The sequence below is a fragment of the Aquamicrobium terrae genome (genome assembly GCF_052978165.1).
In genome coordinates, this window is the sequence record NZ_JBRKLZ010000002.1 from 1,158,565 (window position 1) to 1,183,791 (window position 25,227).

The window sequence follows — 25,227 nt, forward strand, 5'->3', positions numbered from 1 at the left end:
TGTCAGATCCCTTAAATCGTGAACTTGACCGTCTCAGTCTTGAAGCTTCGGCTTCTCTTCGAGGCGCATCGTTCGACACGCCGCGAAATATTTGGTGGAAGCTACGCTATTGTAACGGAACTGCCATCATTACTCTATCCGCGTGCCAGGATGCGAAATACTACGTGCTGATGCGCCTAATCGCCCGGTCGAGATCCTCAATTAGATCGTCCGTATCCTCCAGACCGACATGCAGCCGGATAATCGTTTCTGGTCCCGCCCACGCCGATGCGGTGCGTATCGGCCCCGGTTTGACCGGTAAGGCAAGGCTTTCGAAGCCGCCCCATGAAGCGCCTATTCCAAAATGAGAAAGGGTATTGACCAACGCCGTTGAGCGGGCAGCCAGTTCCGGCGCAAGCGAGAAGGCGAAAAGGCCACTCGATCCGGTAAAGTCGCGCTTCCAGATTGAGTGTCCGACCGAACCTTCAAGCGCGGGATGATAGACATCGGCAACCGTATCCTGTCCGGCAAGCCATCGCGCGACGCGCAGCGCAGATTCTTCATGCCGACGCAGGCGCACTTCCAGCGTGCGCAATCCTTTTAGCGCGTCGTAACAATCCGTTGGGCTTGCACAAAGCCCCATCGCTGTCGTCGTCTCAAACAGAGGCATGAAAGCCGCGCCGCTGACCGTGACGGTTCCCAGCATGGTGTCGGAATGACCGCAGATATATTTTGTTGCCGCCTGTATGGAGATGTCCGCTCCTTGCGTAAGCGGCTTGAAAAAAAGACCGGACGCCCATGTGTTATCGACGGCAAGCAGTGAGCCGTTTTCGTGTGCCATCGCTGCAAGGGCACGAATATCGGGAACCTCGAAGGTGCCAGAACCGGGGGTCTCCGCCAGAACCAGACGTGTTTTGGGTTGCAGTACGGCCTTCATGCCTTCCGGCGATGGCGCGAAATAGCTAACCTCAACGCCCCGAGACGCGAGATAATCGTTACAAAGATGGCGGACTGGCGGATAAACGGTATCGATAATCGCCACGTGATCACATGGTCGGGCAAACGTAAGCAGCACGACGGCCACCGCGGTCAATCCCGACGGATAGATCAATGTCCGATCGCCCTGTTCCAGCACGGTAACGGCATCTTCCAGCGCATGTGTGGTCGGTGTTCCACGAACACCATATGAAAAAATCTGTTCCCCCGCTTCGCGGCGCTGGCGGGTCTCCTGCATCGCCTCCACGGTGGGGAACAAGACAGTCGAAGCCCGAACCAGCGCGGGATTGACCTGGTGTGGCGTATCCTGATCTGGACGACCCGCTTGCACGAGAAGAGTTTTTTCACGCATGACTTTGCTTTCCGCCGACCAGATGAAACTCTGAAAGTTCGTCGGCTTCCAGTTGTTCGATTAGGCCAGTCTCCCAGGCCAGATAACGACGGGCTGAATCCAGATTTCCATCATGCCTGTCATGCAGGAATGCCAGAAAATCTATCGCGTCCACGGCAGCCGGTATATCTGTGGAATGTTCCAGCGAACCTCCCGCCGCCTTCCATGCATCGAAGCCACCCTCCAGCAGTCGAAGCTGAAGATCCGGAGCCTGTTCGGCAATGTCCTTCGCTGCAAGGACCGCAAGATCGGGATCATCCGCCACCAATACAACCACGCCTGTTTTCGGCAGTGGCAGACTTTTGAGACGCGGTCGTATGCCCCATAGCGCACCGGCAGGATGGCCGGACCGATAGGCGGAACTCGACCGAAGATCGACGATCTGCGCGTAGTCTCCTTGCAACCGGAGAAGTTCCTGTGCGTTGATTGTCGCAAGGCTCGCGGGCTGAAGACTTTCGGACGCGCCAGAAACGAGTTCGCCATCCAGCGCGCCCCGAACCACCACCGCATCGAAACCCAATTGCCGCAGCCAGTAGGCGGCAGTCGCGGCCCTGATGCCGCTGTCGTCGATTAGCGCAAGACGGGCGCGGCGCACGGCAACCCACTCATCCGTCGCCTGAACGATCTGGACAACCGGAGCATGAACCGAACCGCGATAATGTCCGGCCTCAAACTCCTGTCGGGACCGCACATCGAGCAGATAAGTCGAGCGTGTCGTATCAGCCTGCCATGCGCTCACTTCCGAGGCATCCGTTACCGGAATATCGTGACGCGCTATGAAATCCGCGGCGCGCCATGCACTGTCATCCAGCTCTGTGTCAGTAAGAGCAGGCAAAGGAAGCGGCGTCTGCCCCTGCACAAGTTTGCGGCCCGACAATGCCCATCCTTGCGTTCCGTTTTCGAACGCGTAAACTGGGTTGGGAATGCCCGCATCGATCAGTGTCTGTGTTCCGATGAGACCACGCGTGCGCCCCGCACAATGCAGAACGATTGGCGTGTCCTGCGGAAGGTTCAACGCGTTCAGGCGGTGAATGAGTTCACCATTGGGCATGCTGACGGCCCCCGGGAGGGTCATCCGTGCATGTTCTGTCGGCGGTCTCGTATCGATCAGCAAAAATTGTTTGCCTTCCGCTGACCATCTGGACAGTTCTTCGGAATCGATATGCGGCGTATGCCGGGCCGCCTCAACCATTTCGCCGAACACTTTGGAAGGAACATTCACCCCAGCAAACAACCGGAAACCGGCCGCCTGCCATGCGGGAACCCCGCCATTGATGGTCAGGATAGTTTCGTAACCGAGTTCCTGCATCCGATTTGCTGCCTTGCAGCTCACCCCGTCGCCCCCATCGCAAAGAAGGGACGGCGTCGCCTTGCAAGGCACCAGTTTCAGGACGCGCTTTTCCAACGTGCTGTACGGGCAATTCGACGCGAACAGCAGATGGCCATCACCATATTCCCCATACTCGCGGACATCCAGCACCGCTATTTCGGTGCTGCCATGGATTCGCTTTCTGGCGACCTGCGCGGATATTATCTCGATCATCTCCGGGTCCGACGCCTCAACCCTGTCGTGTCTTCACACCGATGGCCATCGGGCGACACGTTCCGTTTTCGAGATCAAACACTGTGCGCTCCTTGAGCGTTTCAAGCGCGCGACCGTAGAAGTGCAAGTGGCGGATGGTCTTGGCGCCGTCGATAGAGACCGAGTGAATGTCATCAGGCATCAGCGCAACACCGGTTCCAGGAGCGACCTGGACGATCCGATCCACTTCAAGCTGCGCCTTACCAGCTTCGCCGCCATCATCCAGACGTCGGTACACCCGGTTTTCCTCAACCCCGTCAACAGCGGCCACGCAAGCCCATGTCGTGTGGTCATGCGGCGGGATTTTTTTTCCCGGCAACATTACGTTCAGATATAGGACGAACGTATCGTCATCATTGCCTGCAATGCGGTAGCGTGCCTGACGATCCGTTTCGTTCGGCTCAGCATAATCATCATTCACCCAGAAATCGGTGCGGGCAGCAATAGCCTTCAGCTTCTCCAGAATCCGGGAGAGCGCGTCGCGCGACAAGCCCTCTGATGCGATCAAGTCCTGAGCAAAGGTTTTGAGGTCTTCAGCCGCCTGAGTTCTTTCTTCTCGTACAGTCATGAAAATATCCTTTCCGGATTTTCACTGGTTGATGATGAAGCACCGGGCGCCCTGTGGCGCCATCGAGATGCCGTTTATGGGTGTGAGGTCTTGCGGGCAGCATGAGATGATCACCAGCGCCTCGGATATCAGGCACTTCCAATCGACATGGTCGCCCGGTTTCGAAACCGGCGGCTCGCGCGTGATTTCCCCGTCCGCCGAAAACGGATAGTTCATGAAAATGTTGAAAGGCGACGGTGTGAAGCCGATCGAAATTTCTACCTCGGCCAGCGCCCGATGCAGATTGTCCTCGCAATTGTCATGTCCGGGATGCCCAATGCGCTCGTAGATTCCTGCGCTGCAGGAGCACATCAGCGTGTCGTGCACGCCCGGCGACGTATCAGCGACAATTTCGAACATCGGCTTGTATCGGTTATCGACCAGAATGTCTCCCACGCGCGGGACGATGCGGCTGTTGTAGGAGCGTGTATGCTCCATCGACATGCAGCAGAACGGATCGTCCCGGTTGAAGGCCCAGCAATCCAGAACCTGCGAGCCATGGATATTGACGATCCTGATCGTTTGGCCTTCGCGCAGGGCTATCGCGGTCCCTCGACGCGCCGGCAAATCAATGACGATTTCTGACATATCTTTCATACTTTCCGCGTGTCGCTGTATTGCCGCCCCGGCATCATGGCTCAGACCATCCCACCAAACGGATAGGTGGGCGCTCCGAGTTTCAGCGACAGGCTGCGCGCCGCCGTAAACATCTGTTCCTTGACAAGCATGATCTTTTCCATGTCGAAAAGCTGATCCGGCATGATCGTGCTGAGGGCCGAGACCATCTTGCTATTCTCGGCGAAAATCGGGACCGATATGGCTGAAAGGCCCGGGGCGCTCTCACCGCGTGTAAGCGCAAAGCCCGTCTTGCTGATTTCAAGGAGTTGCGCCGAGAGAATGGCAGGGTCCGTGATCGTCAGAGGCGTCAGCGCCCTTAACCCCGCCCTGGCCAGCAAGTCCTCACGCACGGGCGCGGTCATACCCGAAAGCAGCACCTTGCCAGCCGCTGTGGCGTGGATTGGTAGCAATGCCCCCACCCGCCAACGGCCATCAATATAAAGCGGCCCCTCGACTGCCATGAGATGCATGATCGAGGTCTCGTATATGACACTGAGAGTCACCGAATGATTGGTGTCCTCAACCAACTGCCGCATGATCGGCAATGCCTCGCGCGCCATCACCTGACGTGCTGCAAAACGTGAGCCCAGCACGAACATGCCCATGCCCACCGCGTAGCGCATCGTGACAGGGTCCTGTTCCAGCAAGCCAGCCTCACGAAATGTCTTCAATATTTTCGAGACATGGCTTTTCTTGAGACCTGTTTCCTCGACAATCTCCGTCACCGAGCGCGTGGTGTTCGATTTGCTAAAGGTGGAAAGAACGCCGACAGCGGTCTCAAGCGACTTCAACGACATTATTGCTCTCCCAGATTCCGATAAACATCGGGTCTACGAGATTGCGGGTTGCTTTGAACAGCTTCTTCGCGCGGACCAATGTCGATATCAGCAACAAGAATCTGTTCGCCGTCGTGCTGGCCAGGGCCTGCCACAACCTCGCCCGAATGTCGGACGATGCAACTGCTGCCCAGGAAGCGCAGCCCGTTTTCCACCCCGATGCGGTCAGCGACGATCACCGGCCGTTCGTTGACCGCAGCCGTAGCGACAGCCATGTGATAGCCGACAGGCAGGCCGTAACGGTCATAGGGGTTCGAAAGACGCGCATTGCCTGCCCAGTTCGCAGGCGAGACGAGAATGTCTGCTCCCGACAAGGCCAGACTGCGCGACAATTCCGGGAACCAGAGATCATAACAAATGATCGTGCCGATGTGGCCAATCGGCGTATCGACGACCGAGATAGCGTCTCCCGGCCGATATAATTCACGCTCTTTACCCCAAAGATGAACCTTGCGGTAAACACCCGCCAGGCCCGCCTGTGTTACCACGACGGAAGAATTGTAGAATACGTCATCCGTCCGTTCGATCAGGCCGCCGACGATCACGATGCCATGATGTTGCGCCCTTTCATGCCATGCCTCAATGGTCTCACCGGGCACACCCTCGGCCAAACCCTCGATTTCGGAACGATCCGAGAAGGCGTAGCCAGAGGTGCTGCATTCAGGCAAGACAACCAGCTTGGCACCCTGCGCCGCCGCGCGATCAATAAGGCCGAGCGTTCGCGCACGGTTCCCTCCCAAATCTCCCAGCAAGGGAGAAAACTGCACGGCGGCGACTGTCAGGCTAGACATCGATCTCTTCCCATTCCAAAGCAATGAAGCCGATGCGATCCCCGGTGTGCACCACGGGGTCCAGCCGGATGCCGATGACCAGAACGTCCTGATCGTAGGTCACGCGCTGCAACAATCTGCCTGCAAAGTCCTGTATTTCTCCAAGGCTTTCACCGGTCCGAAGCAGGCTGCCCGCGCTGGCGTGCTGCCGGAAGAAACCGCCACGCTCCGAGAAGACATGGGTACGTCTGGTTACGCGGCGCATCCGGCGACCTGGCTCAACTCCGTCACCGGCGAGAAGTCCCATGCGGGCGGCCAGCCGTTCCAGCCCCTCACGTCCGGCATCTATATGAACAGGAACTTGTCGGCTGCCTCCTCCAAGCTCGACCATGAAGGCTGCTTTTCCAAGATTTAGAACCTGATAGTCCAGCGCGCCCGAATTGTCTCCGGGAAGCTCGCCAGCAGAGGAGGTAATCATCCGGCAGGCAACAAAGGGAGAGAAGCAACCGACCATGCCTAGCAGTTCCTGTTCGCTTACGCCGGAAGACGCATCGCCCTTATAAACTGCATACGGCTCGGACTCGAAATATGGGTTCATAGTGTGGAAGTTCACGACCACATCGGCCTGCGCGCGGATGCCTTCAAAAAGCGCATATGCGAGCCTTTGAGACATCGAGCCGCCCACACGCCCCGGAAAGTTCTGGTCGAGATCGAGTTCGTCCTGAGGCACGCGCTTGCGGCGCGCATCCAGCGCAACAGGATTACAGATGGGCGTGACGATCACGGCGCCTTTTTCCAGCCGCCCTTCCAGACACTGGAAGAAATCGACGGAAGCTAACACGCCGTTGAGTTCATCGCCATGAACTGCGCCGTTGAGCCATAGCGTCGGCCCTGGTTCTGAAGCGCGGGCCACCATAACCGGAATCAGGATCGGCATGCCGCTGGCGAATGTGCCGATCACGGCTTGTCCAATCCGTGTCTGACCGGGCGCTGTTGCGCTCACCACTTCGGCAATAGTCGGAAAAATCGAGTCACCACCGCCACTCGCAAATTTGACAGCCCAGGTGTTTATGTTCATTACTCTCCCACCTCCGCTGGGTCTGCACCAAGGAAGGCAACCTTGATTTTGGGATCTTCCAGCACTTCGCGGGCCAAGCCTTCCATGAGTTTTGTACCCAGATCGAGCACGAAGGCTCTGTCGGATATCATCAACGAACCGAGGATGTTCTGTTCTGCCATGACGACTGTCAGGCCCTCGCCTCGCAGGCTCTTGACCGTCTCAAACACTTCCTGCTGCATCTTAGGCGAGAGGCCCAGTGACGGCTCGTCGAGCAGCAGCAACCGCGGCCCGGTTTCAAGAGCCATGGCTGTTTCCAGTATCTGTTGTTCGCCGCCGCTGAGATTGCCCGCGCTTTCACTCAGCTTCCGGCGCAGCATGGGAAACATCTCCAGAACCCGTTCCATTGCGTGTCGCGCTTCGGTCCGGTTGAGTGTGTACGCACCCATTTCAAGGTTTTCCCGCACCGTCATCAGCGGAAAATTGCACCGACCCTGGGGCACGATTCCCATACCCTTACGAACACGTTCAGCGGGCGTCAGATCCTGAATCGGAGTGCCATCGAACAGAAGTTCTCCGCTGAAGCAGCGGGTTAGCCCGAACAGGGATTTCAGCAATGTAGACTTGCCTGCCCCGTTGCCGCCGATAAGGCTCCAGATCGTGTTCTCTTCGACCTTCAGCGATACGTCGCGTACAATCGGCTCGGTATAGCCGACGCACATATCTACAAGCTCCAGAAGGACCTTTTTCTCAGGCATAGGCCGTTCCCTTCGCTTCAAGGGCAATGCGCTTGCCGAGATATGCTTCCAGAACTCGTTCGTCGCGGCGCACATCCTCAGGCTTGCCCTCGGTGAGTTTCTTTCCCTGCTCCATGACGATCACATGGTCGCAATGGCGCATGATGAAATCGACATTGTGCTCGACGATCAGGAAGGTTAGCCCCTGCTCGTTCAACGTCTCGATAAGTCCCGAAATCCTGCGGATGATCGTCGGGTTCACGCCTGCAAGAGGCTCGTCCAGCACGATCAGCTTCGGATGCGTGATGAGACAGGCAGCAAGCGCGATCAGCTTGCGCTGTCCGTAGGACAATATGCCCGCGGGCGCACCCGCATAGTGAGCCATACCGACCAGTTCGAGAAACGACATGGCTTCCTGCTCGATATCCTTCTCGTCTGCCTTAACGGCAGCCGATTTCAACATCAGCGGCAGCCAGCCATGCGTCCGCAACTTTTGCGAAGCGACCGCGAGATTGTCCATCACGCTCAGCCGTTCATAGACTCTGACGTTCTGGAACGTCCGCACCAGACCGACACCTGCAAGGCCGTGCGAGGGCTTTCCGGTAATATCCTGGCCATCATAAAGAACCTGACCCGAAGATGGTTGAGTGAAGCCGGTGATGCAGTCGATAGTCGTGCTCTTACCCGAACCATTCGGCCCGATCAGACCGGTGATCTTGCCGTGTGCAACGGAAATTTCCGCATCTTGAACCGCCTTGATACCGCGATAGTTTTTGCAAAGCGCATGTGTGGTCAAAATTGCGGTCATGAGCGCAGGCTCCTTCTCCACAAGGCTACCTTGCGGTCTTCCAGATATCCTCCTACGCCGGTGGGGAAGAGCATTGCCGCAAGAACGAGGATGAAGCCGAACAGAACCATTCGCAGTTCCGGCGCCATACGCAGAAGTTCCGGAATGACCATGAAGACGAAGCTTGAAATCACCACCATCCAAAGACTTCCAGGTCCGCCAATGATGACGATGATAAGCAACATTTCACTGTAGTAAGGATCGAAAATCGACGGGTCGACGATGCCCAGATGCGCGACATGGAGGCTGCCTGCGACACCACTTAGAATACCTGCAATCGAGAACGCGGCGATCTGGTACTTTTTCGGCGAAATACCTTGAGAGGCAGCAAGCGGTTCGTTGAGATTGACGGCGCGTAGAACGCGACCCACTGGTGAATTGACCAGCAGATAAGTGACCCCGATGCACACCACCGCCATACCAAGTGCGATGAAGTAGAACACGCGCGGATCATGGCCGCTGAATTCACCCAGACCCGGCAAATCTACTGACGGTGCGGGAAGTTTCGGGATGCCCATCGGTCCACGCGTAACCTCAACCCAGTTGCGAGCCAGAAGTGCTGCGAGCAGCGTGAAGCTGAGCGTAACGATAACAAAGCTGGCGCGTGAGACACGAAGCGCCGGATAGCCAAGAAGCAGCGCGACGAAGCCCGCACCGACACCTGCAAGCAACATGGCGAACCATGGTGAAAGCCCGGCATCCATTGTCAAAAGCGCATAGAGATAGGCGCCCAGCCCGAAGAAACCGATCTGTCCAAACGACAGCAGGCCAGTATAGCCGAAAATGAGATTCAGACCTGTTGCCAATATGCCAAAGATGAAGGCCAAGATCAGGATATTAATGACATAGGAGGATGGCCAGATCGAAGGCAGCAGGATGAGCGCCACAAGCGACAGAATCACCAGCGGACCTGTCAGACGGGCGAATGACCCGCCGACAGGAGAAACGGAAGTGCGAGCGGTAGCAGACATCAGACCCTTATCCCCTTGCCAAACAGACCCGCAGGGAAAGCGAGCAGCACAACGATCATGAGGATGAAGGCAACCGCATCCTGGAGAGCGACCGACGAGTAACCACCGACGACGCTTTCAGTCACGCCGATGAGCAGGCTTGCAACCAAAGCCCCCGGCAAGCTTCCAAGCCCGCCGATGATGATGATGGCAAAAACCTTGAAGAGGATCGGCGCACCCATTGCCGGGTGAACGGCAAAAACGGGAGCGAGAGCAGCACCGGCAAGTCCGGCGAGAGCGATGCCGATTGCCACGGCAAGGCCCGCGATCACTGCCGGCCTGATGCCGACGATGAAAGCCGCTTCCCGGTTTTGTGCGAAGGCACGCATGGCCTTGCCGATACGGGTGAAGGTCAGCACGCCATAGAGCAATGCGATCGCAACTGCGCCGACCATCACCGCAATCGCTCGCTGAGCATCGACGAAGAACCCGGAAACGTCCCAGCTAACGAAAGAAAAGGGGGTGTCCACAATACGCGAGCTGGAACCGAAGAGATACGCAACGCCGTTCTGGAGCACCATGCCAATGCCGATTGTCAGGATGATGCCCCGATCGAATTCGCCTTCACGGAAATGACGCAGCAGAACCACATAGACGATATATCCGACCATGCCGACTGCTAACGCCGCGACGATCAGCCCCGGAAAGAAGCCGATACCCGCAGAGGTGACCAATGCCGCGAGGATTGTTGCGCCAAGCATGTAGAAATGCCCGTGCGCGAAGTTCACAATCTCGAGCACGCCAAAGATGAGGGAAAGTCCGATCGCAATGAGCGCATAGACCATCCCAAGCATCAGCCCGTTAATTACCAATTGGGTGAAGAATTCCATCGATTCTTCCTAAGATTGGTTGAAGATATTTCGGGTCATGTGCCCGACATCGTCTCGATAACGATCACGCCGTCCTTGACCTTCACGATAAGGGCAAGGTTGTGCGCCTGATTGTGGTCATCGAACTTGATATTACCGCCTGTGACAGACGCGAAATCAGCTTCCTTGAGGGCCTGCTTCAAACCCGCCGGCGTCAGCTCCTTGCTGCGCTTGAGTGCATCGGCAAGCACACGCACGCTCTCATAGCCCTGAAAGCTCTGGTAGTTGGGCAATTCACCATAGGCGGTCTTGAAGCTCTCTACGAATGCCTTGTTCTCCGGCGTATCCAGCTGCACTGCATAAGGATAGACGCTGGTCGCACCTTCAAGCGCACCTGCCTGGATGACCGGCAACAGCTCGTCCAGCGAAACACGGCCACTGAGAAGGGACTCGATGTTCATGCCGCGATACTGACGGATGAAACCCAGCTCATCGACACCAGTCGCATAAAGCGCAACAGCGTCAGGCTTCGCAGCCTTGATCCGCGTCAAAACCGTCGTGAAATCAGGAGTTCCCTGCTTGTAGAAGTCGGCGGAAACGATCTCGATGCCCTTGCCCTTGAGAGCTTCAGTCAAAGCGTTATGGCCGCCACGGCCGTAGTCAGTGTCTTCACCAACGAATGCGATGGTTTTGATGGTGTTCATCTCGGTCAGATAATTTCCGAGAGCAACCGCAAGTCCGCTGTCAGACGGATTGATGCGGAAGGTCCAGTCGTTACCGCCAACGCCAGCGTGCTCCGTAATGAGCGGCGAAGTCGCTACACCAACCATAAGCGGGCGCTCAGCACGTTCCATGATCGGCATGACGGCCAGCGTCACCGAGCTGCAAAGCGCGCCCATGACTGCGATGGGGTCGTTCTGCAACAGGTTCTCGACGCTTGTGATGCCCTGTGTCGGGTTGCACTGGTTATCTTGAGCCTCGATATGAAGCTGCCTTCCGTTGATGCCGCCGGCGTCATTGATTTCCTCGACGGCCAGCGACGCACCCCAGTTCTCATGCTGGCCCAATGCGGCAACACTGCCCGTCAGGGGTGTGCTCAGGCCGATCACGATCTTGTCCTGCGCGACTGCGCTATGTGCTGCAAACAACATCATTGTTGCCGCGATTGTCATCCGAAACATTCCGTCCTCCCATTTTTGTTTCCTATTTGGAAACATGATTTCCGAAAATAATAGCTGGAAAGCTCCGCGTGTCAATCGATTCATCTGGCCCAAGGGCAATGGCTACCGCCTCGTCGTGTCGGCGGGCTTCGAGACGAGCATCGTCTGGATCAAGTGGCTCGGCACGCACAAGGCTTACGGTAGGATCGACGTGAAGGAGATCGAGTATGGCGACTGACCTGAAGCCGATCCGCACGAAAGCGGATTACGATGAAGCGCTGGCCGAGGTCGAACGGCTGTGGGGCGCCGATAGTGGCACGCCGGAAGGTGACCAGCTCGACGTTCTGGCGACGCTGATCGATGTGCATGAGGCGAAGCACTATCCAATGGACCTGCCTGATCCGGTGGAAGCAATCCATTTCCGCATGGAGCAGCAGGGGCTGACCCGCAAGGATCTCGAGCCCATGATCGGCCCACGCAACCGTGTTGCGGATGTGCTGAATCCCAAGCGCAGCCTGTCGATCGACATGATCCGGCAACTGCACTCCCAGCGCGAGGCGTCGATCGACGACCAGTTCCGCATCTACTGTGAGCAGGCGAAGCGCGAGAAGTGGAAAATCGTCGGCACCTACAAGGACGCGGGCATCTCCGGCCCGAGCATGATCCTCCGGCCGGGCATCCAGTCGCTGCTGTAGGACGCGCAGGCGGGCCAGTTCGATATCCTGCTCGCGGAAGCGCTGGATCGCATCAGCTGCGACCAGGCTGACGTCGCCACCTTCTACAAGCATCTGAAGTTCGCCGGCGGGCCGATCGTCACCCTAGCCGAGGGCGAGATCAGCGAGCTTCATTTCGGTCTCAAGGGCACGACGAGGCTGCCGCGCTGGCTTCTCTCAGACGTCTTTCATTAATCGCAAAGCGTCATAGATCGCCGCGTGCGTATTACGGGCGGATATGGCGTCACCAATCCGAAAGAGCTGGAATTTTCCATCCGGATTTCTGACGATTGATTGCGACTCGCCTGCGAGAAGCTGGCGCTGACTGAGTTCTCCGAGATTCGATGACATGGGTTTGAGCTCGAAATAGATATCATCAAGCGGGATCGTGCCGTGGTTCACGACCACCTGGTCGACGAGCCGCTCCTTGTTGACGCCGCCGTAGTCGCTGCCAAATCGGGCGAGCAACATGTTACCCTGCCGCTCGACCTCCTCCAATCGAAACGTGACGGTGAAGGTTGTGTCGAGCTTCTGTAGGCTACGCATGTAGGGTACGAGATTCATCGCCATGACCTCCGGCGAGAAGGTCCGGTCCGGCGTGACGATTTCCACTTTGGCGCCGGTCGCCGCCACAATCTCGGCAGCCTGCAAGGCGACGTGATCGCCGGCATCGTCGTAGACAAGAACGTTGGAACCGGGAGGCACATCGCCGGCAATGATGTCCCATGCCGAGACCACGAACTCGTTGCCCTTCCTGAGAACTTCGGTGTGCGGCAGACCACCGGTCGCAATGATCACGACGTCGGGATTAAGCGCGGTCACATCGGCTGCTTCCGCCCATGTGTTGAACCGGAAATCGACTCCCTGCTCGAGACAGCGTTCCATCCGCCAGTCAATAATGCTGATCATCTCGCGCCGGCGTTCGCTTCGCGCGGTGAGCCGGACCTGGCCACCAGGATCCGAAGCGGCCTCCAGGACAGTGACGGCGTGACCGCGTTCGGAGGCGATCCGTGCCGCCTCGAGACCGGCCGGCCCAGCCCCAACCACGACCACTCTCTTTTTCCGCTCGCTCGCGGCAACGACGTGTGGCATCGAAAGCTCACGCCCGGTGGCCGCATTGTGGATGCAATAAGCCTCACCGCCCTGATAGATCCTGTCGAGACAGTAGTTGGCGCCGACGCAAGGTCGGATCGCATCCTCGCGTCCCTCGATGATCTTGCGCACGATATGCGGATCGGCGATATGGGCCCTCGTCATCCCGACCATGTCGAGTTTGCCGGATGCAATGGCATGACGCGCAGTCGCGACGTCCGGGATCTTGGCCGCGTGGAACGTCGTCATGCCCGTCGCTGCGCGGATTTCACCGGCGAAGTCGAGATGGGGTGAGTTCGGCATGCCCTGGATCGGAATGACGTCGGTCAGGGCGGCGTCGGTGTCGATGCGGCCCCGGATGACATTGAGGAAATCGACCATCCCCGAATCCCGGAGACGGCGGGAGATCTGGATGCCTTCCTCCTTGGTTATCCCGCCCTCGGTCATTTCGTCAGCCGTGTATCGGATGCCGACGATGAATTCGTTGCCCAGGCGCCGACGGATCGAGGCCAGGACCTCAAACGTGAAGCGCAGTCTGTTGTCGAGCGAGCCGCCATATGGCGCATCGAGCGTGTTGGTCAACGGCGACCAGAACTGATCCATCAGATGGCCGTAGGCCTGCAGCTCGATACCATCAAGGCCGGCCATTTTCATGCGTTCCGCCGCATCGGTGTAGTCGGCGATGATCCGCTCGATATCCCAATCCTCGATTTTCTTCGGGAACGCCCGATGTGAAGCTTCCCGGTTATGCGAGGGAGAAACGGCGGTCAGCCAGTCACCCTTGGCCCACCCGGTTCTGCGACCGAGATGGGTAAGTTGGATCATTACGGCGGCGCCATGCTCGTGGCACGCGTCGGTGAGCTCCTTCATCCACGGCACAACCTCGTCCTTGTAGGCCAGGATATTGTTGAAGACGGGCGGACTGTCGCGGGAGACGATGGCGGAACCGGCCGTCATGGTCAGCGCAACCCCGGCGCGCGCACGCTCTTCGTGATAGGCGCGGTAACGCTGCTTCGGGAGCCCGTCTTCCGGATAGGCCGGCTCATGGGACGAAATCATGATTCGGTTCTTGAGCGTCAGATGCTTGAGTTGGAACGGTTGGAGGAGCGGATCGCGAGACATGGCGTTGCACCGGAATCTATTTGTCGGAGAAGAAGTCGAGTCCGATGAACAGATCGACCAGGATGATGGCGATGGCGGCGGCGATGATGGTTGCTGCAGAAACGGCGGCGATCGTCGGATCGATTGAGTATTCGACATAGGAAAACAGCAGCACCGGTATCGTGTTGAGCTCCGGCGTCGTGTTGAAGATCGAAAGCTCGACATTGATGAACGATGTGATGAAGGCGAAGATCGCGCCTGATACGACGCCAGGCCGGATCTGCGGCAGGGTCACATAACGGAACGTCTCCCAGGCATTCGCACCGAGGTCCCGCGAGGCATCTTCGAGCGTCTTCTGTTCAGGAGACAAAAGGGGCAGGACCGTTCGCATGACGTAGGGTGTGACAATGACAACATGTCCGACGAGCAGAGCAATGAAGCTTCGGGTCAGGCCGATGATGGTGCCGAACTGCAGAAGGGCCGCGCCGAGGACAAGGTGGGGAAGGACCAGCGGCGACAACAGGAGCGCCGAGAATGCCGCCTTTCCGGGAAACTGATGTCGGGCAACAGCGATAGCAGCAGGGATGGCCATCACGATAGCAATGAGTGTCGCCGCGGTCGCAAGGCGAGCGCTGTTCGCAAAGGCCGAGAGATAGGCACCTTTGGTCAGCACCACCTCGTACCAATCAAACGTCAGTCCCTGCGGGGGAAAAGCGAGAAAGCTGGTTGTGGTGAGCGACGCGCCGATGATGACCACGAGCGGAAACGTGAGATAGGCCAGTATCGCGAGCGAGATCAGACGGATGGTCCACGTAACCATGACCCTACTGCCCTCCTCTGCGGCTGACCATTGAGGCAAGCCCGATCATCGCAAGGGTGAAGACGAGCAGAGTGATGGCGAGCGCACCGCCGTAATGGAAGTCGAAGACACTGCTGTATTGCTGGAAGATGAGCATCGGCAGCACTGTGATCTGTCCGCCGGAAAGAAGCGCCGGCGTGACATAGGCGCTGACCGTTAGGGCAAACACCAGAATGGCGCCCGAGACCGCGCCGGGCAGCGTCAGCGGAAATGTAACATGATAGAATGTGGAGACCCGACCCGCGCCGAGATCGGCCGAGGCGTGCTCGTATGATGGATCCACTTTGGCCAATGCATTGCCGATTGTCAGAACCACGAACGGCAGCAGGATGTAGACGAGACCGATCAGAATGCCGGTTTCGGTTCCGATAAATCGGACCGGCCGCTCCACCAGGCCTGCGCCAACCAGCCAGTCATTGATCATGCCCCGTCGCCCGAGCAGGATCATCCATCCGAAAGACCGCACAATGTTGCTGGTGAAGAGCGGAAGGACAACGAGGATCACGCACAGCCGACGCCATGCGCGCCACTTCGCGATCCTCACGAGGTACCAGGCCAGGGGATAGGCGAGCACCACGCAAATCAAGGTCGTGAGTAGGCCAAGCCTGAACGTTACCAGCAAAATATCCCAATGGTAGGCGTCGAACAGTATTCGGGCGTAGTGGGCGAAGGTCAGCTGGCCGTCGCCATTGGTCAGGCTGGCGATCAGGACCACGATAAGAGGGACGAGAAAAAACGCGGTGAAGAACGAGACGGGTAGTGCGATAAGGCCCGCGACGATGGCTGGTGTCGATCTCATACATCACCTGCCGATCACATGGACGTTGTGCCTGGCGACGCAAAGCCTGACAGCCTGACCGGCTGCGATTGGCACTTCCATGCCAAGGCGCTTTGCAATGATCAGCCCGTTGCCCGCACGCACGCGGATGCTGGTGACGCCCCCTACGCCGGATATCGTTTCAACGACCCCGCCGATTGAGAAACCATTTGAGACGTCGGCGTCGGTCGTCACTTCGACATGTTCGGGGCGGACAACCGCGATCCGTGACCCTGGTGACGGCACGAAGCCGTCGGGCTGCGCAGCCAGATCGCAACCAGAGGGCGAGACGACGAAGAAGTTGGCTTCGCCGATGAATTCGGCCACGAAGCGCGTTTCGGGCGCGCGGTAGATTTCGTTTCCGGTTCCGATCTGTTCGATCGAGCCCGCGTTCATCACGACGATGTGATCGGACATGGTCATCGCTTCTTCCTGGTCATGGGTGACGAAGATGAAGGCGATGCCGATCCTCTCCTGCAATTGCTTCAGTTCGATCTGCATGCGTCGCCGCAGCTGGAGATCGAGCGCGCTCAGCGGCTCGTCGAGCAGCAGAAGCTTGGGTCGATTGACGATCGCACGAGCCAGAGCGGCACGTTGCTGCTGACCACCTGAGGCCTCGCGCGGATAGCGCTCCTGGAGGCCGACGAGGCCAACCATTTCCAGGGCTTGCAATGCCCGCGAGCGTGCATCCTGTTTGGCCACGCCTGCCCGCAATGGCCCGTAGGCGACATTCTGAAGAAATGTCATATGGGGAAACAGTGCATAGTTCTGGAAGACGGTGTTAAGCGGTCGTTTGTTTGGCGGCAGTGCGGTCACATCTCTGCCGTCGATTTCGATCGATCCCACGCTCGGTTGCAGGAAACCGGCAACGAGGCGCAACAATGTCGTCTTGCCGCAACCGCTCGGCCCGAGCAGGGATACGAATTCACCAGGATTCACGGTCAGGGAAACGCTATTGAGCGCGGTATGCCTTCCGAAGCTCTTGGATACGTCCCTGATCGCGAGAATGGCCATGGGTACTACCGCCTCTGGATGCGATTAGGAGATGACGAAGCCGGCGCCGACGGGATCGTTTCGGTCGATTGTCCAGCGCGCGGTTCCGAGGAGACTTGCAGTGCCCTTGACGGTCGGACGGACCGCCCGCGTGCCGTTGAGGCTGGTCTCACCAATCAGGCACCCCTCGAAGGCACCGATGCCGAGGAGGCCCTCCGACAGGATCGGCTCATGGAGCTTCATCTCCCCGCGCGCCTCGTACATCGCCATCATGGCGCTCGTACCCGTGCCGCCCGCGGAGCGGGATATCTGGCCGGCGCTCCAGACATGGACGTTCTTGTACTTTGACGTCGAATTGTCCGGCTCGTGCCAGAAGGTCACGAAGTTGAAATTGTTGATATGCGGTTCGGACGGGTGCTGGAGCTGGATCTTCTGGCGAAGCTGCTCGCGTGCGACAATGCCGAGGCGCGAGAGTTCCGATCCGTTCTCCGGCGAGATGCGCAGCGACGTGCCGCGCAGGTCGATGATCCCGAAGTAGTTTCCACCCCAGACGATATCGGCCTTCAGCGACCCGATGCCGGGCAGATCGAAGGGCACATCCTGTGCCGCGACATAGGCTGGCACGTTCTCAAAGCGCGTCCAGAGGACATCCGGTCCCTCGTTGGCCACCTCAGCCGTCACCAGGCCGGCCGTAGTCTCGAAGCGGATAAGGGTCCGGTGCCCGTCGCCGCGCCTGACCATGCCAAGCGCCACCATGGCCATCGCGATCGCGATAGTCCCGTGACCGCACATGTGGGAGTAGTTCGTGCCATCGATGTAGATCAGCCCCGCATCGAAGTCCGCACTGGAAGGCGGCGTCAGGAAAACACCGAACATATCCTTGTGGCCGCGTGGCTCGCGCATCAGCGCCCGGCGCAACCAGTCATAGTTCTGTTCAAGGAACCGTCGCTTCTCCAAGATTGTGGAGCCCGCAGGATAGGGAATGCCGGAATGGACGATGCACAGCGGATCACCGTCGGTGTGGGTGTAGACGACATCAAAGACATCTTGCTGGCGGATCAAGGTCTAGCTCCATGATAGGTTTGAGGGGCTCGGGCGGATGCGCTAGGCCGACATCCGCCATGAGAGCCAGCGTTCAGCGCGCGATCTCTCTGTTCCAGAGATCGGTGATGGCGGATCGTTGGGCGTTGATGTCGTCCCATTTGATCTGGACGAGGCTGTCGATCGAACCTTTCGCTCCCCAGGGCATCTTCGGAGCGGTCTTTTCCGAGATGGTCACGCCCTTGACCGAGGGGCCGAGATAGAGTTTGTCGGCCAGGCAGGTAGACGCTGCGGGCGTGAGAGCCGAATTGATCAGCTTTTCCGCCAACTCGCGGTGTTTACTGTCCTTGACGAGGTGGATACGCCCATCATTGGCCCAGAACCCTTCCTTGGGCGTCGTAAAGGCAATCGGCAGTCCCTTGTCCGCAAGATCCCAGGCAGACACGTTGAAGTTCGCGCCGACAACCGCCTCTCCACGCTGAAACGCGTTGCTCGCGTTTCCAGACGTGTCGAAATACATCGCCGCCTTCAGCTCCTTCAGCTTGGCGAAGGTCTTGGTGAGATCTGGCGACGTATTCCAGATGCGGTCGAGAAAAAGGATAAAGGGAACACCAGCGGCGTTCGCGGGCGCCGGTATGATGACCTCGTCCTGGTATTTCGGATTCCATAGGTCATTCCAGGATGTCGGTGGCGTCGTAACGTCCTTTGTGTTGTAGACGATACCGAGGGAGTAGAAGCCGACGCTGGCGGCAAACTGCTTCCCGTCCTTCTCGGCAACCGCCTGCGGCAGCAGGTTCGCGAGATTCGGGATGCGCTTGGGATCGAGGGTCTCAACCAGACCGTCGGCATTGGCGAGCTCGCTGATGCCGCCGTCCATCCACGCGACGTCGATAACTGGATTGGCGCGCTGTTGCTGCAGCTTGGAAAACGACGTGGTCGAGTTGCCGAATTCCAGCCGATAGGTCACTTGGTTCTCGGCAGCAAACGGCTTGATGACGCAGCTGTCGAAGGCTTCGCCCCAGTTTGCGCCCGGCACCGCGATCGTCATGGCTTCCTGGGCGTGCGCGAGGCGCGCCGTCATAACTATTGCCGATGCGGCCGCGAGAAGAACGCCGAGTCTATGCTTCATTTTCATTCTCCTTCCTATTCCCCGGCGTAAAATGCGCCTTTGGACCAGCAATATGCAAACGCCAAGAACTCGCGATTGCATGAATCTGATTCATAGTATCAATTGTCAGTGCCTGAAATCGGCAGAAAGAGCGAACCGCATCATGGTCCAGCCACTGAACAGCTCGGTCGTGAGATCGGTGCTTACGAACTTCGTGATTTTTGAGACGGTCGCTCGGCTCGGCAATTTTTCGCGCGCCGCCGAAGAGCTGAACCTGACCCAATCCGCCATCAGCCATGCGATCCGAAAGATCGAAGACATGCTCGGGCGAAAGCTCTTCTACCGGACGAGACCGACTCTTGGCCTGACGCGCGAGGGCGAACAGCTCTTGCTTTGTGCCGAACAGTGCATCACGCTGACCCGGGCCGCCATAGGGTCAATTGCGAGCAGCCCGAAGGCGCGACAGGATGCTCTTCTGGTTGCGGTTTCTACATCAATGGCGCGCTATTGGCTGCTGCCACGAATTCCCGAGATCAGAACGGCCATTCCCGATTTACGTCTGTGGATCCAGACCGTGGATCGAGATATCGACCTCTATGCCGAAGGCGTTGACCTCAACATCGTGTTTGGATCGCAAAGCCACCCGGAATACGATCAGAAAGCACTTTGGTCAGAAAAGGTCATAGCCGTTTGCAGCCCTGAATTCCTCAGCAAGCATGGGCCGTTCCAGACCCTGGAGGAACTGTCTCAGGCGACCCTTATCCACTACGAGGAGCGGGTACGCCCCCGGATCAACTGGGACGACTGGTTCGCGGCGAACGGGCTTAGCCATGTGGCCATCGAACGAGAAGTCCGGTTTGCAGACTATGCGCTGGTGCTGGAAGCTGCGATGGCTGGCAGGGGCGTAGCGCTCGGCTGGCGTCCTATCATCGACGACCTGATCGTAACCAATCGGCTCACTATCGCACGACCGGAATTCGCGTCCGGTCATCAGCGATTTTCATTGCTCACCCCGAAAGGCGCTCTTTCAAAGGAGCCATCCAGGGCATTCTACAGCTGGCTCGCAAAAAACTATCTTTCGGGACAGGACCTGGCCTTCGCCGCCGACCAGCCCCACCCTGGCGATTAACCCCAAAGCAACTGACCCCGCCAAGAGGGCGGGGCCAGCCGGTGATCAGATATCCGTCGTGCTCAGGCAACAAGAAAACCCGCGTCGACAGGATCGTCGCGGTTGATGACCCAGCGGGCTGTGCCGAGGAGACCGGCTGTCCCCTTGACGGTCGGCCGCACCGCACGGGTGCCGTTGAGGCTCGTCTCGCCAATCAGGCAACCCTCGAAGGTTCCCGATCCCAGGAGACCCTCCGACTGGATCGGCTGGTGGAGCTTCAGCTCTCCGCGTGCCTCGTACATCGCCATCATGGCGCTAGTGCCGGTTCCGCCGGGCGAACGATCAAGCTGACCCGCGGAGAAGACATGCACATTCTTGTACAAGGCGCCCTCGATCGTCGGCTCGTGCCAGAAGGTGACGAAGTTGAAGTTGTTGATGTGTGCCGAGGCCGGGTGTTGGATCGCCACCTTCTCGCGGAGCTGCTCGCGGGCGATGATACCGAGGCGCGAAAGCTCCGATCCGTTCTCAGGCGAGATCTTGAGCGAGGTGCCGCGCAAATCGATAATCCCGAAATAGTTCCCGCCCCAGACGATATCCGCCTTGAGCGAACCTACGCCCGGCAATTCGAACGGAACATCCTGGGCCGCGACGTAAGCCGGCACGTTCTCGAAGCGAGTCCAGAGGACATCGGGCCCTTCGTTGGCAACCTCGGCCGTCACCAGCCCTGCAGTGGTCTCGAAGCGGATGGTGGTGCGACCGTTCTCGCCGCGCCGGACGAGGCCGAGCGCGACCATAGCCATGCCGACGGCGATCGTGCCGTGCCCGCACATGTGCGAATATTGTGTCCCGTCGATATAGATCAGCCCGGCATCGTATTCGGGGCTGGACGGCGGCGTCAGGAACACGCCGAACATGTCCTTATGTCCACGCGGCTCGCGCATCAGCGCGCAGCGCAGCCAGTCGTAATGCTCCTCAAGGAAGCGACGCTTCTCCAGGATGCTGGAGCCGGCCGGATACGGAATCCCGCTATGGATGATGCAGAGGGGCTCGCCCTCGGTGTGGGTGTAGACGACGTCGAAGACATTCTGCTGGCGCATGGCGAGGCTCCTTGATGGTTGTGCGGGCAGTGGGGATCAGCGGCGACGTTCGGACAGAACGTCGAGACCGATGGTGAGGTCGAGCAGCACGATGACGACGGCGGCGACGACGACGGTCAGGCCTGACACTGCCGCGATCGTTGGGTCGATCGTGTACTGGACGTAGTTGAACAGCTTGACCGGGATGGTCGTCAGCTCGGCCGTCGTGTTGAAGATGCTGAGCTCGACATTGATCCAGGACGATATGAACGCAAAAATCGCGCCACTGACGAGTCCGCTGCGGATTTGCGGCAGCGTGACGAGGAAGAAGGTTGTGAGCGGACGTCCGCCGAGATCTGCGGATGCCTCCTCGAGGCTGCGTTGATCCTCGGTGAGCTGGGGCAGCACCGTGCGCAACACAAAGGGCAGGATGATCACCACATGCCCGACCAGGAGCGCGGAGAAGCTGCGCACAAGCCCGATCGCGCTGCCATACTGCAGGAGTGCAGCTCCAAGCACGACATGCGGCAGGATCAGCGGTGACATCAGGATCTCGGACAGCGGGCGTCGTCCGGGGAACGAATAGCGGGCAATCGCCAGCGCCGCGGAGACTGCAAACAGAACCGCGACGAGTGTCGCGACCGCAGCAAGCACCGTGCTCGTCGCAAAGGCCGAGACATACGAAGGGTCGCCCAGCATTTGACCGTACCACGCAAGCGTCAGGCCTTGCGGGGGGAACGCGAGATAGCTGGTTGCCGTGAGCGATGCCCCGACCAACACCACCAGTGGCAGGAGCAAGAAGGCCAGGGCAGCCCAGGATACAAGACGGATGGCGTGCGCGACCATATCAGACGCTCCTCCGCTCGCCGATCCGACCGGCGATCGCGACGAGCGCGAGTGTCAGCACCAGCATGGTGATGCCGAGCGCACCGCCGTAGTGGAAGTCGAACACCGAGCTGTATTGCTGGAAAATAAGCATGGAGAAGACGGTAATGTGTCCGCCGCTGAGGAGCGCTGGCGTGACATAGGCACTGACGGCGAGCATGAAGACCATGATCGCGCCGGCCATCAAACCGGGAAGGCTCAGAGGAAAGGTGACAGTCCAGAAGGTCTCGAACGGTTTCGCACCGAGGTCGGCCGAGGCTTGCTCGAGCGCGGGATCGACCTTGGCCAGCGCATTGCCCACAGCCAGTACGATGAAGGGAAGCAGGATGTAGACGAGGCCGATCAGGATGCCCAGCTCGGTACCCAGGAATCGCATGGGTCGCTCGATCAGACCGCTGCTGACAAGCGTGTCGTTGACCAGGCCGTTGCGCCCGAGCAGCACCATCCAGCCGAACGATCGGACGATGTTGCTGGTGAACAGCGGCACGACCAGCAGGATGACGCAGGCGCGCCGCCATGGCGCCCAATTCACGATGCGCACCAGATACCAAGCAAGTGGATACCCGATCAGGACGGCGACGATCGTCGTCAAGGCACCGATGCGGAACGTCACCCAAAGTACGTCCCAGTGATAACTGTCGAACAGGATGCGGAAGTAGTTTGCAAGCGTCGGAGCGCCTTCCGGAGTGGTGAAACTGGCGATCAACACGACCATCATCGGAGCGATGAAGAATGCCGCGAAAAACAGAGCCGGGAGTCCGGCAAGTTGCGCGACAGTGCGCCAGCTGGCGGTCATGGCGCCTGCTCCGCGATGATATGGACGTCGGTCGAGCGAAAGCCGGCATGCACGGTAGCGCCAAGTACGAGCTTCGAAATCGTGTCCGGAGTGGTGCGTGAGATCAGGATGCAACCGTTCGTGCGCAGCGTCACAAACCCGTGGCTCCCGATATGGACGATGTCCTCGACCGAGGCCAGCACTGTAACGAACCCTGTCAGTGCCTGATCCGTGACAATGGCGACATCCTCGGGACGCACAATGCCCAGCAGCTTGGCTGCGTGAGGGGCGGAACCGTTCGTGATGGAGACGGCGCCATCGAACAAAGTGAATCCGCCCTCCCCGGCACGCTTGACCGGCAGCAAGTTGGCCTCGCCGATAAAATCGGCAGCAAAACGCGTTGCAGGCTTACGATAAATATCGGGGCCCCGTCCGATCTGCTCGATCTTGCCCCGGTTCATCAGCACGATGCGGTCTGCCATGCTCATGGCCTCCTCCTGATCGTGCGTGACAAACAGAAAGGCAATACCCAGTTTTTCCTGAAGCTGCTTGAGCTCGCGCTGAACCTTCTTGCGCAATTTCAGATCAAGTGCGCTGAGCGGCTCGTCGAGCAGCAAAAGCTTGGGCCGATTGACGATCGCACGCGCCAGCGCGACGCGCTGCTGTTGCCCACCCGATAGGCGAGCAGGCATGCGATCTGCAAAGCCGGTAAGCCCGACGAGGTCGAGTGCTTCCTCGGCCCGTCGCATCGCCTCCGCGCGGGGAGCCCCCTTTCGCCTTGGTCCATATGCGACGTTTTCAACCACGCTCATATGCGGAAAGAGCGCATAGTTCTGGAAGACGGTGTTGAGCGGCCTGTGATAGGGCGCCAATGCGGTGACGTCCTCGCCAGCAATGCTGATCGATCCGGCATCGGGCTTCAGAAAGCCGGCAATGCAACGCAACAGCGTGGTCTTGCCGCAGCCGGAGGGGCCGAGCAAGGCGATGAACTCACCCTGCTCCACCTGGAGATCGATATCGGCGAGTGCCGCATGTCCGCCGAAGCTTTTGGACAGGCCATTCGCAGAGAGAATCGAAGTGGTCATGACACACCTGTCCTTTCGATCCTCAGGGACTATTTGCGCGCGATCTCGCGATTCCAGGTGTCCACAATGCTGGCGCGCCGACCGTTGATCTCGTTCCAGTCGAAGAGCTGCAGGTTCTTCACTGAGCCATTCTCAGCCCAGGGCAGCTTGCGTGCCGCCTCCGGCTTTACGCTGACATCCTTCAACGAGGGGCCGAGATAGAGCTTTTCGGCTAAGCAGGCGGATGCTTCCGGAGTGAGCGCCTGATTGATGAACTTCTGGGCAGCCTCCTTCTTCTGCGTGCCCTTCACGAGGTGCAGGCGCGCATCCGTCGCCCATACACCTTCCTTCGGCACGACGAAGGCGATGGGCAGGCCCTTGTCGGCCAGATCCCAGGCTCCGACGTTGAAATGCGCACCGATGATCGCTTCCCCGCTCTGGTAAGCATTGGTGGCGGCACCCGACGAATCAAAGAACAACGCGGTCTTCAATTCCTTGATTTTCTTGAATGTCGCGGACAGATCGCTCGTCGGCACGTTCCAGATCTTCGACAGGAACATCACAAATGGCACGCCGGAGGAATTGGCGGGGGACGGGATGGTGACCGCATCCTCAAATTCTGGCTTCCACAGATCGTTCCAGGACGTGGGAGGCGTCTCCACCTGCTGCGTGTTGTAGGCGATGCCGAGCGAATAATAGCCCGTTCCCACCGCGTACGTCGTTGACCCACTCTTGTAGATTGCTTCCGGAAGCACGTTGGCAAGGTTCGGAATTGCGGTGGCGTCGAGATTGTCGGTCACCCCCGCTGCCAGCGCGAGTTCGCTGATGCCGCCATCCATCCATGCGACATCGATCGTTGGCGCATCCTTCTGCTGCTGCAGTTTTGACAAGGTCACAGTCGACGTGCCGATCTCGGGGGTAACAGCGATGCCGGTCGATTTGGTGAATGGGTCCGCCACACACGCCTTGAAGGCATCGCCCCAATTGCCGCCATACCAGGCAATCGTGATCGATGCGGGTTGTTGGGCTACGGACGGTGCGGTGAATGCGATGGTGGCGCAAAGCGCGCCCAATGCCAGACGAACCAGACGGGTCATGCTCGTTTCCTCCCTAAATGCGCTTTTCGCGTTTTCTGCGGGGATTATTCGCTGAGAGCGGAAAAACTGCTAGAATATCGCAGCCTCAAACTTGAATAA

25 protein-coding genes and 2 pseudogenes are annotated in these 25,227 nt (G+C 58.7%); 4 read left to right on the forward strand and 23 right to left on the reverse strand.

All coding sequences use genetic code 11. The annotated features are described in order from the left end of the window. Positions 1 to 160: 160 nt before the first annotated feature. Genes metC through ACVCNR_RS22755 form a run of 12 tightly spaced genes read right to left on the reverse strand, consistent with a single transcriptional unit; the run spans position 161 to position 11,411 of the window. Positions 161 to 1,327, reverse strand: coding sequence for a cystathionine beta-lyase (metC, locus tag ACVCNR_RS22700; protein ID WP_354196914.1), 1,167 nt, complete (start codon positions 1,325 to 1,327; stop codon positions 161 to 163). Then, positions 1,320 to 2,909, reverse strand: a complete 1,590-nt coding sequence (locus ACVCNR_RS22705; protein ID WP_354196912.1) for a rhodanese-like domain-containing protein — start codon at positions 2,907 to 2,909, stop codon at positions 1,320 to 1,322. Before ACVCNR_RS22705 ends, metC begins: the two co-directional genes overlap by 8 nt. Positions 2,910 to 2,925: 16 nt before the next feature. Further along, a complete protein-coding gene (locus ACVCNR_RS22710; protein WP_354196910.1) occupies positions 2,926 to 3,516 on the reverse strand; it encodes a cysteine dioxygenase family protein in 591 nt (196 codons plus the stop codon). 21 nt (positions 3,517 to 3,537) lie between these two features. Then, a complete protein-coding gene (locus ACVCNR_RS22715; RefSeq protein ID WP_447076610.1) occupies positions 3,538 to 4,152 on the reverse strand; it encodes a DUF1989 domain-containing protein in 615 nt (204 codons plus the stop codon). Between the two features lie 41 nt (positions 4,153 to 4,193). Continuing rightward, the gene (locus ACVCNR_RS22720; RefSeq protein ID WP_354196906.1) at positions 4,194 to 4,970 is read right to left on the reverse strand and encodes an IclR family transcriptional regulator; all 777 of its coding nucleotides are present in this window, start codon (positions 4,968 to 4,970) and stop codon (positions 4,194 to 4,196) included. Continuing rightward, positions 4,970 to 5,800 (reverse strand): nitrilase-related carbon-nitrogen hydrolase, encoded by an 831-nt coding sequence (locus ACVCNR_RS22725; protein ID WP_354196904.1) that lies wholly within the window; start codon positions 5,798 to 5,800, stop codon positions 4,970 to 4,972. The genes ACVCNR_RS22720 and ACVCNR_RS22725 overlap by 1 nt, the downstream gene beginning before the upstream one ends. After that, the gene (locus ACVCNR_RS22730; RefSeq protein WP_354196902.1) at positions 5,793 to 6,857 is read right to left on the reverse strand and encodes a M14 family metallopeptidase; all 1,065 of its coding nucleotides are present in this window, start codon (positions 6,855 to 6,857) and stop codon (positions 5,793 to 5,795) included. The genes ACVCNR_RS22725 and ACVCNR_RS22730 overlap by 8 nt, the downstream gene beginning before the upstream one ends. Beyond that, entirely contained in the window at positions 6,857 to 7,594 is a 738-nt protein-coding gene (locus tag ACVCNR_RS22735; protein ID WP_447076611.1) for an ABC transporter ATP-binding protein, read from the reverse strand. Before ACVCNR_RS22735 ends, ACVCNR_RS22730 begins: the two co-directional genes overlap by 1 nt. Then, positions 7,587 to 8,381, reverse strand: coding sequence for an ABC transporter ATP-binding protein (locus ACVCNR_RS22740; RefSeq protein WP_354196898.1), 795 nt, complete (start codon positions 8,379 to 8,381; stop codon positions 7,587 to 7,589). The genes ACVCNR_RS22735 and ACVCNR_RS22740 overlap by 8 nt, the downstream gene beginning before the upstream one ends. After that, entirely contained in the window at positions 8,378 to 9,391 is a 1,014-nt protein-coding gene (locus ACVCNR_RS22745; RefSeq protein WP_354196896.1) for a branched-chain amino acid ABC transporter permease, read from the reverse strand. The genes ACVCNR_RS22740 and ACVCNR_RS22745 overlap by 4 nt, the downstream gene beginning before the upstream one ends. After that, positions 9,391 to 10,260: a branched-chain amino acid ABC transporter permease gene (locus ACVCNR_RS22750; RefSeq protein ID WP_354196894.1), complete on the reverse strand. Its 870-nt coding sequence runs from the start codon at positions 10,258 to 10,260 to the stop codon at positions 9,391 to 9,393. The genes ACVCNR_RS22745 and ACVCNR_RS22750 overlap by 1 nt, the downstream gene beginning before the upstream one ends. A gap of 35 nt (positions 10,261 to 10,295) precedes the next feature. Further along, positions 10,296 to 11,411, reverse strand: coding sequence for an ABC transporter substrate-binding protein (locus tag ACVCNR_RS22755; RefSeq protein ID WP_447076612.1), 1,116 nt, complete (start codon positions 11,409 to 11,411; stop codon positions 10,296 to 10,298). A 43-nt stretch (positions 11,412 to 11,454) separates the two neighbouring features. Between ACVCNR_RS22755 and ACVCNR_RS22760 the strand changes: the two genes are divergently transcribed. The 3 genes and pseudogenes from ACVCNR_RS22760 to ACVCNR_RS22770 form a co-directional block, all read left to right on the forward strand. After that, on the forward strand, positions 11,455 to 11,637 hold the full coding sequence (locus tag ACVCNR_RS22760) for a type II toxin-antitoxin system HigB family toxin (RefSeq protein WP_447076613.1): 183 nt from the start codon (positions 11,455 to 11,457) through the stop codon (positions 11,635 to 11,637). Continuing rightward, a pseudogene (locus ACVCNR_RS22765) lies at positions 11,627 to 11,944 on the forward strand (helix-turn-helix domain-containing protein); the annotation flags it as partial. The gene ACVCNR_RS22760 and the pseudogene ACVCNR_RS22765, both read left to right, overlap by 11 nt. Beyond that, positions 11,927 to 12,265, forward strand: a pseudogene (locus ACVCNR_RS22770) (recombinase family protein); the annotation flags it as partial. The pseudogenes ACVCNR_RS22765 and ACVCNR_RS22770, both read left to right, overlap by 18 nt. 24 nt (positions 12,266 to 12,289) lie before the next feature. On the opposite strand, the gene ACVCNR_RS22775 reads toward ACVCNR_RS22770, so the two are convergent. The 6 genes from ACVCNR_RS22775 to ACVCNR_RS22800 form a co-directional block, all read right to left on the reverse strand. Then, positions 12,290 to 14,326 (reverse strand): oxidoreductase, encoded by a 2,037-nt coding sequence (locus ACVCNR_RS22775; RefSeq protein WP_447076614.1) that lies wholly within the window; start codon positions 14,324 to 14,326, stop codon positions 12,290 to 12,292. A gap of 16 nt (positions 14,327 to 14,342) precedes the next feature. Then, entirely contained in the window at positions 14,343 to 15,125 is a 783-nt protein-coding gene (locus tag ACVCNR_RS22780) for an ABC transporter permease (protein ID WP_354196885.1), read from the reverse strand. 4 nt (positions 15,126 to 15,129) lie between these two features. After that, positions 15,130 to 15,963, reverse strand: coding sequence for an ABC transporter permease (locus ACVCNR_RS22785; protein WP_354196883.1), 834 nt, complete (start codon positions 15,961 to 15,963; stop codon positions 15,130 to 15,132). Between the two features lie 3 nt (positions 15,964 to 15,966). After that, positions 15,967 to 16,995: an ABC transporter ATP-binding protein gene (locus ACVCNR_RS22790; protein ID WP_447076615.1), complete on the reverse strand. Its 1,029-nt coding sequence runs from the start codon at positions 16,993 to 16,995 to the stop codon at positions 15,967 to 15,969. Between the two features lie 24 nt (positions 16,996 to 17,019). Further along, on the reverse strand, positions 17,020 to 18,033 hold the full coding sequence (locus ACVCNR_RS22795) for a proline racemase family protein (protein ID WP_447076695.1): 1,014 nt from the start codon (positions 18,031 to 18,033) through the stop codon (positions 17,020 to 17,022). Positions 18,034 to 18,109: 76 nt separating this feature from the next. Next, complete coding sequence (locus ACVCNR_RS22800; protein ID WP_447076616.1) at positions 18,110 to 19,144, reverse strand: ABC transporter substrate-binding protein; 1,035 nt, start codon at positions 19,142 to 19,144, stop codon at positions 18,110 to 18,112. A gap of 79 nt (positions 19,145 to 19,223) precedes the next feature. Between ACVCNR_RS22800 and ACVCNR_RS22805 the strand changes: the two genes are divergently transcribed. Beyond that, positions 19,224 to 20,252 carry a LysR substrate-binding domain-containing protein gene (locus ACVCNR_RS22805; RefSeq protein WP_354196875.1) on the forward strand — a complete coding sequence of 343 codons (1,029 nt, stop codon included), beginning with the start codon at positions 19,224 to 19,226 and terminating at the stop codon, positions 20,250 to 20,252. A gap of 62 nt (positions 20,253 to 20,314) precedes the next feature. On the opposite strand, the gene ACVCNR_RS22810 is transcribed toward ACVCNR_RS22805, so the two are convergent. The 5 genes from ACVCNR_RS22810 to ACVCNR_RS22830 are packed head-to-tail and all read right to left on the reverse strand — an operon-like array spanning position 20,315 to position 25,128. Then, the gene (locus ACVCNR_RS22810; protein WP_354196873.1) at positions 20,315 to 21,328 is read right to left on the reverse strand and encodes a proline racemase family protein; all 1,014 of its coding nucleotides are present in this window, start codon (positions 21,326 to 21,328) and stop codon (positions 20,315 to 20,317) included. Between the two features lie 36 nt (positions 21,329 to 21,364). Next, positions 21,365 to 22,153 carry an ABC transporter permease gene (locus tag ACVCNR_RS22815; protein ID WP_354196871.1) on the reverse strand — a complete coding sequence of 263 codons (789 nt, stop codon included), beginning with the start codon at positions 22,151 to 22,153 and terminating at the stop codon, positions 21,365 to 21,367. Position 22,154: 1 nt separating this feature from the next. Further along, positions 22,155 to 22,988, reverse strand: a complete 834-nt coding sequence (locus tag ACVCNR_RS22820; protein WP_354196869.1) for an ABC transporter permease — start codon at positions 22,986 to 22,988, stop codon at positions 22,155 to 22,157. Beyond that, positions 22,985 to 24,052, reverse strand: a complete 1,068-nt coding sequence (locus ACVCNR_RS22825; protein WP_354196866.1) for an ABC transporter ATP-binding protein — start codon at positions 24,050 to 24,052, stop codon at positions 22,985 to 22,987. Before ACVCNR_RS22825 ends, ACVCNR_RS22820 begins: the two co-directional genes overlap by 4 nt. A 29-nt stretch (positions 24,053 to 24,081) precedes the next feature. Beyond that, positions 24,082 to 25,128: an ABC transporter substrate-binding protein gene (locus tag ACVCNR_RS22830; RefSeq protein WP_354196864.1), complete on the reverse strand. Its 1,047-nt coding sequence runs from the start codon at positions 25,126 to 25,128 to the stop codon at positions 24,082 to 24,084. Between the last annotated feature and the right edge of the window lie 99 nt (positions 25,129 to 25,227).

Excerpts from the sequence above, each read along its gene's own strand:
- ACVCNR_RS22745 (WP_354196896.1), bottom strand. The coding sequence starts at position 9,391 with ATGTCTGCTACCGCTCGCACTTCCGTTTCTCCTGTCGGCGGGTCATTC.
- ACVCNR_RS22825 (WP_354196866.1), bottom strand. The coding sequence starts at position 24,052 with ATGACCACTTCGATTCTCTCTGCGAATGGCCTGTCCAAAAGCTTCGGC.
- ACVCNR_RS22780 (WP_354196885.1), bottom strand. The coding sequence starts at position 15,125 with ATGGTTACGTGGACCATCCGTCTGATCTCGCTCGCGATACTGGCCTAT.
- ACVCNR_RS22715 (WP_447076610.1), bottom strand. The coding sequence starts at position 4,152 with ATGAAAGATATGTCAGAAATCGTCATTGATTTGCCGGCGCGTCGAGGG.
- ACVCNR_RS22810 (WP_354196873.1), bottom strand. The coding sequence starts at position 21,328 with ATGCGCCAGCAGAATGTCTTCGACGTCGTCTACACCCACACCGAGGGC.
- ACVCNR_RS22740 (WP_354196898.1), bottom strand. The coding sequence starts at position 8,381 with ATGACCGCAATTTTGACCACACATGCGCTTTGCAAAAACTATCGCGGT.
- ACVCNR_RS22805 (WP_354196875.1), top strand. The coding sequence starts at position 19,224 with ATGAATCTGATTCATAGTATCAATTGTCAGTGCCTGAAATCGGCAGAA.
- ACVCNR_RS22790 (WP_447076615.1), bottom strand. The coding sequence starts at position 16,995 with ATGGCCATTCTCGCGATCAGGGACGTATCCAAGAGCTTCGGAAGGCAT.
- metC (WP_354196914.1), bottom strand. The coding sequence starts at position 1,327 with ATGCGTGAAAAAACTCTTCTCGTGCAAGCGGGTCGTCCAGATCAGGAT.
- ACVCNR_RS22730 (WP_354196902.1), bottom strand. The coding sequence starts at position 6,857 with ATGAACATAAACACCTGGGCTGTCAAATTTGCGAGTGGCGGTGGTGAC.
- ACVCNR_RS22820 (WP_354196869.1), bottom strand. The coding sequence starts at position 22,988 with ATGACCGCCAGCTGGCGCACTGTCGCGCAACTTGCCGGACTCCCGGCT.
- ACVCNR_RS22725 (WP_354196904.1), bottom strand. The coding sequence starts at position 5,800 with ATGTCTAGCCTGACAGTCGCCGCCGTGCAGTTTTCTCCCTTGCTGGGA.
- ACVCNR_RS22775 (WP_447076614.1), bottom strand. The coding sequence starts at position 14,326 with ATGTCTCGCGATCCGCTCCTCCAACCGTTCCAACTCAAGCATCTGACG.
- ACVCNR_RS22720 (WP_354196906.1), bottom strand. The coding sequence starts at position 4,970 with ATGTCGTTGAAGTCGCTTGAGACCGCTGTCGGCGTTCTTTCCACCTTT.
- ACVCNR_RS22830 (WP_354196864.1), bottom strand. The coding sequence starts at position 25,128 with ATGACCCGTCTGGTTCGTCTGGCATTGGGCGCGCTTTGCGCCACCATC.
- ACVCNR_RS22750 (WP_354196894.1), bottom strand. The coding sequence starts at position 10,260 with ATGGAATTCTTCACCCAATTGGTAATTAACGGGCTGATGCTTGGGATG.
- ACVCNR_RS22785 (WP_354196883.1), bottom strand. The coding sequence starts at position 15,963 with ATGAGATCGACACCAGCCATCGTCGCGGGCCTTATCGCACTACCCGTC.
- ACVCNR_RS22800 (WP_447076616.1), bottom strand. The coding sequence starts at position 19,144 with ATGAAGCATAGACTCGGCGTTCTTCTCGCGGCCGCATCGGCAATAGTT.
- ACVCNR_RS22710 (WP_354196910.1), bottom strand. The coding sequence starts at position 3,516 with ATGACTGTACGAGAAGAAAGAACTCAGGCGGCTGAAGACCTCAAAACC.
- ACVCNR_RS22735 (WP_447076611.1), bottom strand. The coding sequence starts at position 7,594 with ATGCCTGAGAAAAAGGTCCTTCTGGAGCTTGTAGATATGTGCGTCGGC.
- ACVCNR_RS22705 (WP_354196912.1), bottom strand. The coding sequence starts at position 2,909 with ATGATCGAGATAATATCCGCGCAGGTCGCCAGAAAGCGAATCCATGGC.
- ACVCNR_RS22815 (WP_354196871.1), bottom strand. The coding sequence starts at position 22,153 with ATGGTCGCGCACGCCATCCGTCTTGTATCCTGGGCTGCCCTGGCCTTC.
- ACVCNR_RS22755 (WP_447076612.1), bottom strand. The coding sequence starts at position 11,411 with ATGACAATCGCGGCAACAATGATGTTGTTTGCAGCACATAGCGCAGTC.
- ACVCNR_RS22760 (WP_447076613.1), top strand. The coding sequence starts at position 11,455 with ATGATTTCCGAAAATAATAGCTGGAAAGCTCCGCGTGTCAATCGATTC.